The organism is Actinotignum urematis, assembly GCF_051264595.1.
Classification (GTDB): domain Bacteria; phylum Actinomycetota; class Actinomycetes; order Actinomycetales; family Actinomycetaceae; genus Actinotignum; species Actinotignum timonense_A.
In genome coordinates, this window is the sequence record NZ_JBOZBG010000013.1 from 46142 (window position 1) to 62599 (window position 16458).

At 61.3% G+C, this 16458-nt stretch carries 11 protein-coding genes and 1 pseudogene; 7 read left to right on the forward strand and 5 right to left on the reverse strand.

All coding sequences use genetic code 11. The features are described from left to right. Window positions 1–31: 31 nt before the first annotated feature. From ACRQDJ_RS06770 to ACRQDJ_RS06780, 3 genes are read right to left on the reverse strand one after another with little or no spacing between them, the layout of a single operon-like run. Window positions 32–931, reverse strand: a complete 900-nt coding sequence (locus ACRQDJ_RS06770; RefSeq protein ID WP_435711602.1) for a hypothetical protein — start codon at window positions 929–931, stop codon at window positions 32–34. Continuing rightward, window positions 924–1808 carry an ABC transporter ATP-binding protein gene (locus tag ACRQDJ_RS06775; RefSeq protein WP_284889203.1) on the reverse strand — a complete coding sequence of 295 codons (885 nt, stop codon included), beginning with the start codon at window positions 1806–1808 and terminating at the stop codon, window positions 924–926. The genes ACRQDJ_RS06770 and ACRQDJ_RS06775 overlap by 8 nt, the downstream gene beginning before the upstream one ends. Next, window positions 1805–2173, reverse strand: coding sequence for a GntR family transcriptional regulator (locus ACRQDJ_RS06780; protein WP_284889201.1), 369 nt, complete (start codon window positions 2171–2173; stop codon window positions 1805–1807). The genes ACRQDJ_RS06775 and ACRQDJ_RS06780 overlap by 4 nt, the downstream gene beginning before the upstream one ends. Before the next feature lie 141 nt (window positions 2174–2314). Between ACRQDJ_RS06780 and ACRQDJ_RS06785 the strand changes: the two genes are divergently transcribed. The 4 genes from ACRQDJ_RS06785 to ACRQDJ_RS06800 are packed head-to-tail and all read left to right on the forward strand — an operon-like array spanning window position 2315 to window position 7366. Then, on the forward strand, window positions 2315–3334 hold the full coding sequence (locus ACRQDJ_RS06785; protein WP_284889200.1) for a Gfo/Idh/MocA family protein: 1020 nt from the start codon (window positions 2315–2317) through the stop codon (window positions 3332–3334). 3 nt (window positions 3335–3337) lie between these two features. Then, a complete protein-coding gene (locus ACRQDJ_RS06790; protein WP_284889198.1) occupies window positions 3338–5038 on the forward strand; it encodes a sodium:solute symporter family protein in 1701 nt (566 codons plus the stop codon). After that, window positions 5039–5464: a hypothetical protein gene (locus ACRQDJ_RS06795; RefSeq protein WP_284889197.1), complete on the forward strand. Its 426-nt coding sequence runs from the start codon at window positions 5039–5041 to the stop codon at window positions 5462–5464. 39 nt (window positions 5465–5503) lie between these two features. Then, complete coding sequence (locus ACRQDJ_RS06800) at window positions 5504–7366, forward strand: FAD-binding protein (protein WP_284889195.1); 1863 nt, start codon at window positions 5504–5506, stop codon at window positions 7364–7366. 175 nt (window positions 7367–7541) lie between these two features. On the opposite strand, the gene ACRQDJ_RS06805 is transcribed toward ACRQDJ_RS06800, so the two are convergent. Together ACRQDJ_RS06805 and pta are read right to left on the reverse strand one after the other, a co-directional pair. Next, window positions 7542–8717: an acetate/propionate family kinase gene (locus ACRQDJ_RS06805; protein ID WP_026428236.1), complete on the reverse strand. Its 1176-nt coding sequence runs from the start codon at window positions 8715–8717 to the stop codon at window positions 7542–7544. Window positions 8718–8847: 130 nt separating this feature from the next. After that, entirely contained in the window at window positions 8848–10476 is a 1629-nt protein-coding gene (gene pta, locus ACRQDJ_RS06810; RefSeq protein ID WP_284889194.1) for a phosphate acetyltransferase, read from the reverse strand. A gap of 221 nt (window positions 10477–10697) precedes the next feature. Between pta and guaA the strand changes: the two genes are divergently transcribed. From guaA to pflA, 3 genes and pseudogenes are all read left to right on the forward strand, one after another. Continuing rightward, window positions 10698–12275 carry a glutamine-hydrolyzing GMP synthase gene (gene guaA, locus ACRQDJ_RS06815; RefSeq protein WP_016443034.1) on the forward strand — a complete coding sequence of 526 codons (1578 nt, stop codon included), beginning with the start codon at window positions 10698–10700 and terminating at the stop codon, window positions 12273–12275. Window positions 12276–12695: 420 nt separating this feature from the next. Continuing rightward, window positions 12696–15083: pseudogene (pflB, locus tag ACRQDJ_RS06820) on the forward strand (formate C-acetyltransferase); the annotation flags it as partial. Window positions 15084–15089: 6 nt separating this feature from the next. Next, window positions 15090–15968, forward strand: coding sequence for a pyruvate formate-lyase-activating protein (pflA, locus tag ACRQDJ_RS06825; protein WP_407707012.1), 879 nt, complete (start codon window positions 15090–15092; stop codon window positions 15966–15968). The last annotated feature ends 490 nt before the right edge of the window (window positions 15969–16458 follow it).

The following is a 16458-nucleotide window of genomic DNA, read 5'->3' on the forward strand; positions in this document are numbered from 1 at the left end:
CGCGCGCCCCGCAGCACGGTCCCGCTCCCAGTTAGAGCCGCAGCAGATGCAAGCGCCCGGTGGACCGCCGCGCCAGTGCCCAGGCGATCACCGCGCAGGTGCCGAAAATCAGAATGAAACCAATCATCGCCATAAAGGCCCTATTAGCGGTGAAGAATTCCGAGAGACCGGTGGAATCTCCGACTCGCCCAACCCAATGCGCGAAATCCGTGCCGGTGCGGGCGGCCCAGGCGTAGAAGCTTTCCCAATGGGGAATCCAGAGCCGGTAGATAAATCCGGCCAGCCCGGTGATACCAAGGAGGTAGCCCACCAGGGAGAGTCCGGCGAAGAAGGCGATGACCACGGCAGCGGCCCGCAGCACTGTGCTCAGCGACCAGCGCAGGAAGAAGGTGGTGAGGAGCACGGTAGTGAAGAAAAATGCGAGAAGGCCGGGCCACATGGGAATGAGTGTGAACCACACGCTGCCCGATTCCATCGCGTTACCGTTCGTAGCACCATCGAGAAGCCTGGAGCCATTCGAACTGGGTATAAAGGCCAGCGTGATAAGGAGGAGTACTGCGGTGACCACCAGGTATTCAGCGCTCATCCGCATGGCAGCCCGGGCCAGGGCGTTGAAGAATTGCCGCCGCGTGGTCCCTGCTTGTAGGTGAGCTCGCATGGCAATCGTGGAGAGCATAGCTACCAGAACCATTCCCACTCCCAGGCAGACCCAGGCAAGCACGATCCAGTTAAGGAAGCCATGATCAATTCCTTCAATGGCCATATGCGGGAGATTATTGGTAGCCAAGGCCAAGGCGCTCATGACGACCAGCGCGCACACCGTGAGCAACCAGAAGCTCCGGTAGAAATAGGAGAAGAGACCGCGGTATCCAATCACCCGCCGGGCTGTGAGATCAATAGCAGAATTGATGCAGCGATACAGCTTAATCATGATCGACTCCAATCTGAGTGCGGGTGGATGCTTCCGCGGTGGCTTCCTGGGTAGCTTCCCCGGTGGCAGCCGCCGCACGGGCTAACGCGCTTCCGGCCCGGGGCGCCTGCGCGCCCAGCGGTTGTGCCAGACGGGCGCGCTGGGCGGGGGAGAGCGTCGTCGTAACTAAAACATCGGTGAGGGACGCGAGGCTATCCGTGGAATGGCGCGCGCGAACCTCATCGGCGTCCCCGGCTTCCAGCAGTTTCCCGCGGTGCAGGAACACCACGGTATCCACCAGGTTCTCCACCTCCTCGAGCAGGTGGGAGGAGAGGATGATGGTGCGGGGATGCTCGGCGAAATCGCTGAGCAAAACCCGGTAGAACAGCTCGCGCATCACCGCGTCCATCCCCAGGTGCACCTCATCGAAAATGGTGATGGGGCAGCGCGATGCCAGGCCCAGAATCGCGGAAAATGTGGAGCGCTGGCCTACGGACAGCCCGTCAATTACGCGGGTGGGATCCAGCTCGAAAAGCTCGAAGAGCTCCCGGGCGAAATCCTCATCCCAGGTGGGGCGGGCCATGCGCCACAAATCCATCGTCATGGCGAGCGGCGAACCGGAAATCACCTCCACGCGGGCCGGAATATAGGCCACCCCCGGCATGACCTCCGGGTTTTCATCCACCGGATGCCCGTCAATAAAAATGCTTCCCGCGGCGCGCCCGCGGGTGCGCCGAATCGGGAGGAGCCCGGCGATGAGCATCCCGAGCGTGGATTTGCCCGAGCCGTTGCGGCCGAAAAGGCCGGTGATGGTGTCGTGGCCGATCTCCACGCTGAGATCATCGAGGGCGCGAGCCCCGCGCCGGTAGCTGAAACTCAGGTTCTCGATGCTAATCATTGGTTCTCCTCCCAATAGGTCGAGACGAGTGCGGATATTTCCGCGCGGCTGAGCCCGAGCGCCCGGCCCGCGGCGAGTGCCGGGGCGAGGGTGTCACTCAGGTAGGTGGCGCGCCCGCGTTCGCGCAGGGCTGCCTGTGCGCCCGCGGTCACGAACATGCCGATCCCGCGGCGCTTTTCCAGGATTCCTTCCTCCACGAGGAGGGAAAAAGCTTTGTTCGCGGTGGCGGGATTAATGCGGTAGGTGGCGGCGTATTCGGTGGTAGACATGACCTTTTCTCCGGGCCCGAGTTCGCCGGAGAGAATACGACGACGCAGATCCTCGGCCAGCTGCACATAGATCGGCACCGCTGAACTGAACTCCATCACGCCTTCCCTCCTTGGTTAGTTACATAACTAATGAACCACAGAACTGACTCTGCTGCAAGTGCTATGAGGTGTGACTCACATCTCGCACGGCTCGGGGGAATTGATCTAGGCTAATGACACGTTTGGAAGGAATCCCTGTTGAAAATTGGTTTACTGGGAGCGGGCCGCGCCGGGTTGATGCACGCGCGCATTCTCGCCCACCGTGTTGATGAACTTGTTATTGCCGAACCGAAACCTGAGCGCAGTGCCGCCGTCGTTTCCGAACTGGAAGGTGAGGCTGCAACTCGCGCCCGCATCAGTGAAGCCAGCGTGGAAGCCACCCTCACGGACACCACCCTGGACGCCCTCGTTCTCACCAGCCCCACGGATGTGCACGCCGAACAGCTGCTGCGCGGCATGGAGCTGGGCATTCCCATGTTCACCGAGAAGCCGGTATCCACCTCGCTGGCTTCGACCCTGAAAGTGCGCGAGGCCGCCCGCAAGCATGGAGCCCGCATCCAGGTTGGCTTCCAGCGGCGCTTCGATACCGCCTACACCCGGGCCCGCGCGGCGGTGCGCGAAAAAAGCCTGGGCCAGCTGCGCCGCCTGAGCATGGGAACCATGGATCAGGCCCCGGCTGCCCGCGAATTCCTGGCGGCCTCGGGCGGTATTTACATCGACTGCCTCATCCACGATTTCGATATGCTGCGCTGGGTCACCGGGCGCGAAGTCACCGAGGTCATGGCGTTCGGCACCGATCTGGGCCTGGCCGATTTCCGTGATTTCGGAGATGTGTGCGAAACAGCGGCGGTGCTGCGCCTGGAAGGCGATGTGCTCGCCACCGCGCAATCCTCGCGTTTCAACGGCCACGGCTACGACGTACGCATGGAGCTGCACGGCACCGAGCAGACCCTCGCGGTCGGCTTCGATAGCAAACTGCCCGTGCGCTCCCTCGAGGATGGGGTTTCCTATCCGGAGGAGTCCGCCTGGGTGGATTTCATCGCCCGTTTCGCCGCCTGCTACGAACGTGAAATCGAGGCGTTTTTGGAGGTGGTTGCGGGCCGCGGGGAGATTCCCGCCACGGTGGACGACGCCGTCGCCTCCCTGCGCATCGCGGAAGCCGTCCGGTTATCGCAACGCGAGCACCGAGTGGTATCCCTGGCCGAAATTGAGGGCTAAAACATGGATTTGCGGCTCGACGCGAGCGCTTTCGACTACAGCTTCGTGGTGCTCTACCTGGTGCTGGTCCTCGTCATCGGCGTGGTCACCCGGCGCAAAGTCACTACCTCGGAGGATTTTTTCCTCTCCGGGCGTTCGCTGCCGGCGTGGATCTGCGCGCTGGCTTTCCTCTCCGCGAATATCGGGGCGGTAGAACTCATCGGGATGGCGGCCTCCGGCTCCCAATACGGCCTGCCCACGGTGCATTACTACTGGATCGGCGCGGTGCCGGCCATGATTTTCCTCGGGCTCATTATGATGCCCTTCTATTACGGCTCGCGGGTGCGTTCGGTTCCCGAATACCTGCGTTTGCGTTTCGACCGGCCCACCCACCTCTACCAATCGGTGATTTTCTCGGTGGCAACCATCCTGGTGGCCGGCATCAATCTTTTCGCCCTGGCGCTCCTCATTAATGTGCTCATCGGGGTGCCGCTGTGGGCCTCGATTATTATCGCGGCTGGCGTGGTGCTGGTGTATACGGTCATGGGCGGGCTCACCGCCACCATGTACAACGAGGTGCTGCAATTCCTCCTCATCGTTGCGGTGCTGACCCCGCTCACCATCGCCGGGCTGGCGCGGGTGGGCGGGCCGGCCGGGCTGGTCAGCGCCCTCAACGAAACCCAGGTGCTCGGCCCGAACGGCCTGGATGTGTGGGGCGGAACCGGACTCGGGAACACCACGAACCCGTACGGGAATTGGATCGCGCTGCTGCTGGGGATGGGCTTCGTGAATTCCTTCGGGTACTGGACCACGAATTTCACCGAGGTGCAGCGTGCGCTGTCCGCTAAAGATATGCGGTCCGCGCGCCTGACCCCGATTCTTGCGGCGATCCCGAAGATGTTCTTGCCGCTCATTATTATTGTGCCCGGGCTGATCGCCGCGGTTCTTATCCCGCAGCTGCACACGGGCGAAATCACGCATAACGAAGCCTTCCCGGCGCTTATGGGGGAGGTGCTCCCGCACGGCCTGCTGGGCATGGCGCTAGCCGGGCTGATCGCGGCCTTTATGGCCGGGATGGCGGCGAATGTTTCCTCTTTCAATACCGTGGTGACCTACGATATTTGGGAAACGTACGTGCGCCCGGGCCGCAAGGACACCTACTACATTAAAATCGGGCGGCGCCTGACGATTATCGGGGTGCTTATCGCCATCGGGGCGGCCTTTATCGCGGCGGAATTCTCCAATATTCAGGACTACACCCAGATGTTGCAGTCCATTTTCAACGCCCCGCTTTTCGCCACCTTCATTATGGGAATGTTCTGGGCGCGCATGAGCCCGCAGGCCGGGTTGTGGGGCCTGGTGGCCGGCGCGGCCGGAGCCGGGTTTATCCAGTTGGGCTACGCGAACGGGCTACTGGACTTCAATTCTTCCCAGGCGGCTTCCTTCACGGCTTCGGGTGTCGCTTTTATTGCTGATTTCATTGTGTCGGTGCTCGTTACGAAGGTCACGCGCCCCAAGCCCATCGAGGAACTCGACGGCCTGGTGTGGGGGCGCGTCAAGATGGATATTAAGGGCGCCCGGCCGGCCCCGAAACTGCACGAAGCCCGGGTGGCCGAAGCCCGTGAACGCGCCCTGACCGGCGAAAAACTCCACTGGTGGGAAGAACCGGTGCCGTTGGGTATCGCGGTGCTCGCGGTGTGCACGGTCCTCAATGTGGTGCTGTAAATGAAGGGATACGAGTCTATGAACGACGACGCAGCGCGGCGGAGCGCCGCGCCAGCTTCGGCGCCCGTGCAATCGGGCCATGCGGGTGCGGCTAGCGGCGAGTCTGCTTCGGCGCCGGCGCCCGCGCCGCACCTCCCCGAGGCGCGCCTCGGGCGGCTCTCGCTTTTCGACCTGCGCACCTGGATCGCCATCATGTTCGGGGTTTTCGGCACGATGCTGGCCGGCTACGGCCTCTTCTTCGTGACCGAGGAGGACCTGGCCAAAGCCGCGGGCATCAACCTCAACCTCTGGACCGGCCTGGCCATGATTATCGTGGCGCTCTTCTTCGCCGGCCGCAGCGCCGCCGCCCCGCAGGTGCTCTCCGAAGCGCTCGGCTCGCGCCTGCCCGATGAGGATGCGCAGCCCACCGCGCCGCGAGAGAGCTAAGATTATGTGCAAGCCTAACGCCTACGTCAGGGGACACTTATGACCATTGCGGTTGCCTACAAAATTGCCGGCGATCCACGTTCAGCGCACGTGCTGGATTCCGGTGTGGTGGATTGGAGCGGCGCGCGCCTCTCCATTAGCGACGACGACGCCGTTGCCATGCGGGCAGCGCGGGAACTCGGCGACTCCCTGGGCACCGAGGTTGTGGGCATCACCCTGGGCCCCGACTCCATCGGCACCCCGGCGCTGCGCAAAAACGCGCTGTCCAAAGGCCCGGATCGCCTGCTCGTGGTGAGTGATGATGCCACCACCAGCTGGAATTCCACCGCGGTGGGCGAAGCTCTGGCGCGGGTGGTGCAGCGCGACGGCACCATCACCGCGCTTATCACCGGCCCGGGTTCCACCGACGAAGGCTCGAAAATGGTCTCCGGCGTGATCGCCGGGGCGCTGGGCTGGCCCTCTTTCCAGGATGTTTCCGCCATTCGCACCGAAGGGGAGGACCTCCTCCTCACCCAGCACACCGGCGGGCAGCGGCGCGAGGTGCGCGTGGCCGGCCCGGTCGTCATCGCGGTCACGTCCGACGCCGCCGCCGTCAAAGTCCCGGCCATGAAAGATATCCTCGACGCCGCCAAGAAACCCGCCCAGCTCCTCACCGCCGCCGACCTCGGCGATATGGAAGGGCGCACCCTCGACCCCATCGCGCGCGCGGTTCCGCCCGTCCAGCGCCGCCTCCACCAAATCCTCGACGGCCCCGGCGCCGTGGCTGAACTCGTCGGCATTTTGGACCGGCGTGGTTTACTGCCGAACGCCGGTTCCACGGGCATTTCTGGCGACGACGCCACCCCTCACGCCGCTGGTACTTCGGGCGCGGAAGCTTCTTCCGCCACCGGTTCGGTTCCCGAGCAGGCGGTGTGGATTATTAGCTCCGGCGCTGCTATTTCGCCTTTCCTTCCGGCCCTGCGCCGCTACGACGCGGTCCATGTGATCGCCCTCGTTCCCGAGGGTGAAGCTGGGGACAGCGTGCAGCTGCCCGCGTTCCCGGATGCCACCAGCGTGCAGATTATTACGCACCCGAGCGATGTGCCGGCCGAGGCCCTGAGCGCGGCGCTCACGGAGCTCGTGGATGCCCAGCCCGGGGATATTGTGCTGGTTCCTAATGAGCCGAGCGAACGCGCGCTGGGCGGGGAGATCGCCGGCCGGCGCGGCTGGCCCATCCTCACCGATGTGCGCGAAGTCAGCGCCGAGCACGTGGTCAGTGGGCGTTTCGGGGCTATCTCCCTGGAAACCTACGCGCGCGCGGGAGTGACCTTCGTGGGCGTGATCGGTTCGCTGCCCGGTACGGCGGCTTGTGCTGGTGCTGCAGCGGGTGCTGGTGTTGCTTCGGGCTTTGGTGATGCGGCGGGTGCTGGCAGCACCCCGGTATCTGAGGTGGCGGCTCCGGCCGGCGCGATAGCGCCGGCGCGGATCACGGCAGCCGAATCGGAAGATGTGTCCGAGCGGCGCTTGGCCACCGCCACCCGGGTGGTCGGTGCCGGCCGCGGTTTCGCCGCCAAGGAAGACCTGCGGCTTTTCCACGAACTTGCCGAGGTGCTTGATGCCGCGGAAGGCGCAACCCGCCCGCTGGCCGAAGGGGATGCCTGGCTCCCGCGTGATTCCTACGTGGGGCTCTCGGGCACGGTTATCGCCCCGGATTTGTATATCGCCATCGGTATTTCCGGCCAGCCGCATCACACCGCGGGAGTCACGGATTCCGGAGTCATCGTGGTGATCAATAATGATCCCGAAGCGGAAATGTTCGAATTCTGCGATTACGGAATCGTCGGAGACCTCTACACGGTGCTTCCCGAGCTCATTACCCTCATCCGGAAGCGAGTCGCAGCCTCGGCCCCCGAAAACCGGTAGCGAATTAATGGCCCCGGCTCCGGAATGGGCGCCAACCTCAGCCCCGGATATGGGTGCCAGCCTCGGCTAGCAATCACTCCTAAATTGCCACACAGCCAAATAAGTGGGGGGGAGTAACCGGAACGGTTACTCCCCCCAACTGCGTCGTCGTACCCGAAAATAACGGGCGCCGTGCTTAGACGAGCGTCATAGCCTGCTGGGCGATAGCTAGCTCCTCATTGGTGGGAACCACGAGCACATGCACCGTGGAATCCTCCGTGGAGATCTCCCGCGCGTTCTTCGAGCGCGTGGCGTTCTTCTCGGCGTCGTACTTGACACCGAAGGGAGCCAGGCGGTCCAGGACTTCCTTGCGGATGATATCGTCATTCTCACCCACACCGGCGGTGAAGGTCAGGGCATCCAGGCCGCCAAGAATCGCGGTGTAGGAGCCGATGTACTTGACGATGCGATGAACGTAAATATCCACCGCTTCCTTCGCGTTCTCATCACCCTTCTCCACCATGGCGTGCACATCGCGCAGATCGGAAGAGCCGGTCAGACCGGCCATACCGGACTGGCGGTTGAAGAGCTTATCGATCTCATCAATGGACATCTTCGCCTGGCGAGCCAGGTGGAAGACGGCAGCCGGATCAATATCGCCGGTGCGCCCACCCATAACGAGGCCCTCCAGCGGGGTCAGGCCCATGGAGGTCTCCACCGCGCGGCCCGAATCCACCGCGGATACCGAGGCGCCGTTACCGATATGCAGCACGATCTGCTTGAGATCATCGCGGCCCAGGATCTTCGCTACCTCGCCAGAAACATACTGGTGCGAGGTACCGTGCGCGCCGTAACGGCGGATCTCATACTTATCGGCAATCTCGCGGTTGAGGCCGTAACGCGCTGCCTCTTCCGGAAGGCTCTGGAAGAACGCAGTATCGAAAACAGCCACGTGCGGGACATTTGGCAGCAGGCGCTGCGCCACCTTGATGCCCTCCAGGGCCGGCGGGTTGTGCAGCGGGCCGAGCGGCTGGAGCTCTTCGATCTTCTGGCGCACCGCATCGGTAATAAGAGCCGGGCCATCGAAGTACTTACCACCCTGGACCACGCGATGCCCGACGGCGCGAATGGAGCCATCATGCAGGGACGGGCCGGCGGCGTCGAAGAACTCGAGCACCTTCTCCATACCGACTTCGTGGTTGGGAATGGGGCCTTCCCATTCGCGCACGTCCTCGCCGTGTTCGTGCTTGACGTGGCCGGAGGGCAGACCGATCTGCTCCACGAGGCCCGAGGCGAGTTCCTCACCCGATTCGGGGTCCACGACCTTGTACTTGATCGAGGAGGAGCCGGAATTAATTACGAGAACGGACAAAATGATCTCCTTGTGTCTGTGACCGGGTGGAGGCCCACCCCTATAACTTCAGTGTAATGCCGGATACGGGTTGTTCCGGCTCATGCCTGCGGATTCCTGCGAATTGCAGGTTATTTCCGGTTGCTGCTGGTTATTCCTGCGCCTGGATCGCGGTAATCGCCACGGTATTGACGATATCCTCCACGAGCGCGCCGCGGGAAAGATCATTCACCGGTTTATTCAGGCCCTGGAGCACCGGGCCCACGGCCACCGCGCCCGAAGAACGCTGCACAGCCTTGTAGCCGATATTGCCGGCATTCAAGTTCGGGAAAACGAAAACCGTGGCGCGGCCGGCCACCGGGGAATCCGGCAGCTTCTTCTTCGCGGCCGCGGCATCCACCGAAGCGTCATACTGGAGCGGGCCGTCAATGAGCACGCCCTCGGGTGCCAGGCTCTTCGCGAGCTCCGTGGCTTCGCGCACCGCATCCACATCCGGGCCCTTCCCGGAGGTACCCGAAGAGTAGGAAAGCATGGCCACGCGCGGCTCAATACCGAATTGCTGGGCGGTGCGGGCCGAATCAATGGCGATACCGGCCAGCTCTTCCGGGGTGGGATTGGTATTGACCGCGCAATCGGCGTACACGTAGACGCGATCATCCATGAGCATGAGGAAGGCACCGGAAACCGTCTTCGTGCCGGGCTTCATCTTGATGGTCTGGAAGGAGGGAACAATGGTATTCGCGGTGGTGTGGTTCGCACCCGAAACCATGCCGTCAGCATCGCCCATGTAGACCATCATGGTGCCGTAGTAGGAAGGATCCTTCATCTTTTCCACGGCCTGCTCGTACGTCACGCCCTTCTTAGCGCGCAACTCGGCGAACTTCTCCGCGTAGCGGCGCACGCGCTCCGGATCATCAATCGAAATAATTTCCGCACCGGAGACATCCACCCCGAGCTCAGCGGCGCGAGCGAGGACCTCATCTTTTTCCCCAACCAGGGTAATATCCGCGATATCGCGGGCAAGAATCTGGGAGGTGGCCAGCAGAATGCGATCATCTTCGGCTTCCGGCATGACAATGCGCTTCTTTGCCTTGCGGGCCCGGGCCGCCAGGGAAGCCTGGAAGGACAGCGGGGTAATAACCGAGGATTCTTCTTCCATCGCGGCAATGAGGGTGGCCCGATCCTTATCGGTGAAGGAACGCGCCTCGCCATCGGGTAGATAAATAGTAGGAATGCCCAGGTCACGCATGGTGGCGGGGACGCTCTCATCAGCGTCAATAACAATGAGGGCGCTCAGGGTGCCGTACCGATCCGTGATTTCCTTCGCGGAAAGCTGGGCAACAACTTCCACCTGCGCGGCGCTGCGCTGCGCTGCCGATACGGCAACAATGCCGGTGGTTCCCAGGTTGGCGATGGTGCGGCCGGTACGCGAAAGCATCCCGGGATTAATGGGATCCCCATCCAGAATGCCCAGGATGAGCACCGCATCGAAATTCTGGGCGTAATCGGTGTAGCGGTTCACCAGCTGGGTCATGGCCTCGTCTTCATCAGCCACGTAGGCCTGCCGGCTCGAACCCCAAGCAATATCGCGATCCTCGCCGCGGCCAACCTGGTCGAGCAGCTGAAGGAAGGCGGAGTCATTTTCGATATTTCCGTTGGTGAACGCCCGGAACACCCCGACGTTCTTGTAAGTGGAGGTGAGTACATCAACGTAGGCGCTGGCCACCGCCTGGGTGCCCGCATTGCCTTCTACCGCGGTGAAATATACGCTGTAGGTCACTTTCTTATCCTTCCGGCCCGTGAGGACCCTTGAAAAAATAGGCGTATCCACGCCGGGATATCCCTTCAAATAATCTCACATCTTGCGAGCTGATGTGCATGCCCAGCTCAGGTCCACGCGGGCGGGTGGGCGTCGTCGTTCCTATCCGGTGACGAAGGTCCTAGAAACCTTCCGGGCGCGGGCCGGCTCCCAGTAGGCGCCGGCGCGTTTTAATCACTAGAATGAACAGCGTGAATACCAGCGATAATTCCCCGGTTCTTGTTGTCGATTTTGGTGCGCAGTACGCTCAGCTCATTGCGCGGCGCGTTCGTGAAGCACACGTTTATTCAGAAATTGTTCCGCACACCATGTCCGCCGCGGATATGCTGGCGAAAAAGCCCGCGGCCATTATTCTTTCCGGCGGCCCGGCATCCGTGTACGCGGAAGGCGCGCCCGCAATCGATAAGGACATTTTTGAGGCCGGGGTGCCTATCCTCGGTATCTGCTACGGCTTCCAAGCCATGGCCCAGGCCCTGGGCGGGCGCGTGGGGCGCACTGGAACCCGCGAATACGGGCGCACCGAAGCCCGCACCGCCGGCGATTCCTGCCTTTTCGCCGGTCTGGAAGATAAGCAAATCGTGTGGATGAGCCACGGGGATGCCGTGAGCGAAGCCCCGGAAGGCTTCACCGTCACCGCCGCCACCGATGAAACCCCGGTGGCCGCTTTTGAAGACCGCAAGCGCCGGCTCTTCGGCGTGCAATGGCACCCGGAAGTGCTCCATTCCCAGCGTGGCCAGGCCGCCCTGGAAAACTTCCTCTACGAAGGCGCGGGAATCAGCCCGAACTGGACTCCGTCCTCCATTATTGATGAGCAAGTGGCTCAGATTCGCGAACGGGTCGGCTCCGCGCAGGTGATCTGCGCGCTCTCGGGCGGGGTGGATTCCTCCGTTGCCGCGGCGCTTGTGCACAAAGCTATTGGTGACCAGCTCACCTGCTTCTTTATTGATCACGGGCTGCTGCGCGCCGGCGAACGTGAGCAGGTGGAACGCGATTACGCGGAAAGCACCGGCATTCGCATCTTCACCATTGATGAATCCCAGCGTTTCCTTTCCGCGCTGGCCGGCGTGCGCGATCCGGAAACGAAGCGCAAGATTATCGGGCGCGAATTTATCCGCTCCTTCGAAAGCGCGCAGCGCCAGCTGGTCGATAAGCTCGGCGGCGGGGAAGATGTGAAATTCCTCGTGCAGGGTACGCTCTACCCGGACGTGGTGGAATCCGGCGGGGGAGAAGGCGCCTCCAATATTAAGAGCCACCACAATGTAGGCGGCCTGCCCGAAGATATGAATTTCGAGCTCATCGAACCCCTGCGCAGCCTCTTCAAGGATGAGGTGCGTGCTATCGGGCGCGAACTGGGCGTGCCGGAGAAAATCGTGGCCCGCCAGCCCTTCCCGGGGCCGGGCCTGGCGATCCGCGTGATCGGTGAAGTCACCGAAGATAACCTGCGTATCCTGCGCGAAGCCGATGCTATTGCCCGTGAAGAACTCACCGCGGCCGGGCTGGACGCCGAAATTTGGCAGTGCCCGGTGGTGCTGCTGGCTGAAGTGCATTCCGTGGGCGTGCAGGGTGACCACCGCACCTACGGGCATCCCATCGTGCTGCGCCCGGTTTCTTCCGAGGACGCGATGACGGCCGATTGGGCTCGGGTTCCCTACGATGTGCTCGCCCATATTTCCAACCGCATTACGAACTCCGTTGCGGAAGTTAATCGCGTGGTTCTGGACGTCACCTCCAAGCCGCCGGCAACAATTGAATGGGAGTAACGCTCGCAGTTAAAAAGTGATTCCTCACACATGTGAGAGGGGGAACGACGTGAAGTCGCGTGTCGGCGCGCCCGCCGGGGGCGTCGCGGGAATGTGCGCCGCTCATCTCACGTGTCTGGGAATGTTTTTTCGCGCAAGCGCGTTAGGATAAATGTAGGCGCGGACAGCGAGTGATATACGCCCGCCGCCCGTGCCGGACAATACAATCGAGAGTCGCTTGTGCCTGACCGATTGATACGGACAACAGGTAAAAGAATCAGGACTTGTTACCTCGGTGCCGTAGCGATTCACGCGAAGGTGTGGATACGGTGCGGACGCAAGCGTGCGGCAATTTCTTACGGAACATCTGTTCCGCTTGTAAATTGCTTTATGCTTGGATAATAACGGGTACTGACACGACACAAGGAGAGTTAGACGCACATGGAGCGCACTGCTACCGATACCCCAACAGAGGAAGCCTGGGCGGGTTTCACGTCCGGCACCTGGAATGAAGCTATTGACGTTCGTGACTTCATCCAGAAGAACTACACCCCCTACGAAGGGGATGCTTCGTTCCTGGCCGGCCCGACGGAGAAGACCACCCGGCTGTGGGAGTCTCTTGAGGAAAATTACCTCTCCGAGGAGCGCCGCCGTCGCGTGTACGACGTCGACACCGACACCCCGGCCGATATTGACGCTTTCCCCGCCGGCTACATTTCCGAAGATGACGACGTCGTCGTCGGCCTGCAGACGGATGTTCCGCTCAAGCGCGCGATGATGCCCAATGGCGGCTGGCGCATGGTGGAAACCGCCATCAAGGAAGCGGGCAAGGAAGTCAACCCGGAGATCAAGAAGATCTTCACCCGCTACCGCAAGACCCACAATGACGCGGTCTTCGATATTTACACCCCGCGTATTCGCGCGGCCCGTTCCTCGCATATTATTACCGGTCTTCCGGATGCCTACGGCCGTGGCCGCATTATTGGTGACTACCGCCGCGTGGCCCTCTACGGTGTGGATAAGCTCATCGAAGAGAAGCAGGCCATGAAGGATTCCGTGGCCGATCAGCCCTTCTCCGAGCACTGGGCTCGTTTCCGTGAGGAACACGCCGAGCAGATCAAGGCTCTGAAGAAGCTCAAGACCCTCGGTGAAATCTACGGCTTCGATATTTCCGGCCCGGCGAAGAACTCGCGTGAAGCCGTGCAGTGGCTGTACTTCGGCTACCTCGCTTCCGTGAAGAGCCAGGACGGCGCGGCCATGTCCATCGGCCGCCTCTCCGCCTTCCTCGATATCTACTTCGAGCGCGATCTGGCCGCCGGAACCATTACGGAAACCGACGCGCAGGAAATGATTGACAACCTCGTCATGAAGCTGCGTATCGTCCGCTTCCTGCGCACCATCGATTACGATCAGATCTTCTCCGGTGATCCCTACTGGGCCACCTGGTCGGATGCCGGCTTCGGTGATGACGGGCGTACCCTCGTCACCAAGACTTCCTTCCGCCTGCTTCAGACCCTGCGTAACCTGGGTCCGGCTCCGGAACCGAATATCACCATTTTCTGGGATCCGGCACTTCCGGAAGGGTACAAGGAATTCTGCGCGGCCATTTCCATCGAAACCTCGTCCATCCAGTACGAATCTGACGAACAGATTCGTAACCAGTGGGGCGACGACGCCGCCATCGCGTGCTGCGTTTCCCCGATGCGGGTGGGCAAGCAGATGCAGTTCTTCGGGGCTCGCGTGAACGCCGCTAAGGCCCTGCTCTACGCCATTAACGGCGGCCGCGATGAAATGACCGGCAAGCAGGTGACTGAACCGGGTCTGTTCACCCCGCTCGAAGGCGACGGCCCGCTCGACTTCGACGAAGTCTGGCAGAAGTACGAAGAGATGCTCGACTGGGTGGTCGGCACCTACGTTGAAGCTCTCAACATCATCCACTACTGCCATGATCGCTACGCTTACGAAGCGGTGGAGATGGCTCTCCACGATTCGGAGATCATCCGCACCATGGGTTGCGGTATTGCCGGCCTGTCCATCGTGGCGGACTCGCTTTCCGCGATCAAGTACGCGAAGGTCTACCCGGTTCGCGACGAAACCGGCCTCGTTGTCGATTACAAGACGGAAGGCACCTTCCCGATCTACGGTAATGATGATGACCGCGCTGATGACATCGCGGCAACCGTGGTTCACACCATCATGGCGAAGATCAAGGCGATCCCGATGTACCGCGATGCCATCCCGACCCAGTCGGTGCTGACCATTACCTCCAACGTGGTGTACGGCAAGGCCACGGGTTCCTTCCCGTCCGGCCACAAGGCTGGCACCCCGTTCTCCCCGGGCGCGAACCCGGAGAACGGCATGGATACCCACGGTATGGTGGCCTCCATGATGTCCGTTGGTAAGCTGGATTACAAGGATGCCCTCGATGGTATTTCCTTGACGAATACCATTACGCCGGCTGGCCTCGGCCGCAATAAGGATGAGCAGGTCAAGAACCTGGTCGGAATTATGGATGCCGGCTTCATGGCTGAAGAAGACTAAAACTCTAAGATTCAACCCCCAACAAAGAAAAGAAGGTAAAAAATGGCTAAGACCTACGAAGAGCGTCTCGAGTCGATGAAGGCTGCTCGCGAAGATAACGGTGGGGTGCAGGGTCTGTACCACGCCAATATCAACGTGCTGGATCGCTCCACCCTCGAGGACGCGATTGATCACCCCGAGAAGTACCCGAACCTGACCGTTCGCGTTTCCGGCTACGCCGTGAACTTCGTGAAGCTGACCCGCGAACAGCAGCTCGACGTTCTGTCGCGTACCTTCCATCACTCGGCATAACCATTGTCTGCTGAGTTGCGACTAGCACCGGTCGGCCTTCAAGATTTCGAAGCGCCGACCGGTCGGTTGCAGGGGGCCGGTCTGGGAGGCATCGATGTCCTTGACGACATCGAGCGTAAAGAACGGCTTCGCAAGATGCGCGAGGGAACCCTCGGTTCCGTCCACTCGTGGGAACTTGTGACCGCGGTGGACGGGCCCGGGACCCGAATGACAGTCTTCATGGCAGGGTGCCCCCTGCGGTGCCTGTACTGTCATAACCCTGACACCTTCATCATGAAGGACGGTCAGCCGGTGGATTCCGATGAATTGCTGCGGCGCTGGAAGCGCTACCGTCGCATGTTCAAGTCGACGGGTGGCGGAATCACGATCTCGGGTGGCGAATGCTTAATGCAACCCGCCTTCCTCAAGACCGTGCTTCGCGGCGCCAAAGAAATGGGAATCCATACGTGTATCGATACCTCCGGTTATCTCGGCCGTAACGTCGACGACGAAATGATGAATTACATCGACATGGTGTTGCTCGACGTGAAATCGGGATCCGAGGAAGTATATAAGCGCACGACCGGCCGCGAACTGCAACCGACCATTGATTTTGGTGATCGATTGGCTGCCGCGGGCAAGGAAATCTGGGTACGTTTCGTACTCGTGCCCGGGCTGACAGACGATCCGGAGAACGTGGAGAACGTTGCGAAGATCGTTGCACGGTGGAAGAACGCGGTGAGCCGCGTTGAAGTTCTACCGTTCCACCAGATGGGGCGAGACAAGTGGCATTCACTTGGCTATGACTACCAACTGGAAGACGTCGTACCGCCGTCACCACAAGCCGTGGAAGAAGCGCGGGAGCACTTCCGGCGCTTGGGGCTCAACACCCCGGCTTTCTAAACGCTACGGATGACGCCAAGGGCCGCGTCCCGAAAGGGATGCGGCCCTTTTGTGGGGTTAATAGACAAAAATAGTTGCTAATGACGGTGTGTCGTTGGCTTGGATCCGGTTCGGATCCGTACGAACCGGGTGCGCAGACAAAGTGCGAGGGAGAGCACCGTCTGCACCAGATTTCGTGTCTCTAACGCGCACTATGGCGCCTACACGGCCCAGAATGCGCACTCTGATACCTCTGCCCGCCCCGTGGCTGTGGCGGGTGGCAGCCCGGACGGAACGAATTTTCCGTCAAGGCATGTCACGTAACGCATGTCAAGGAAGTAAGCTTATTGAGGTGCTCGACCTCAATAAGGCCGACTTTTCGTTGATATAGCAAAGGAAAGTCGGAGTATTAGCAACCATTTCTGTCTATTTACCCCTTTTGTGTGCGTGCTTGCGTGGTGCAATGATGGAACGGCGCTGCGTCGTCGTACCAAAACGGGAGGTACGACGA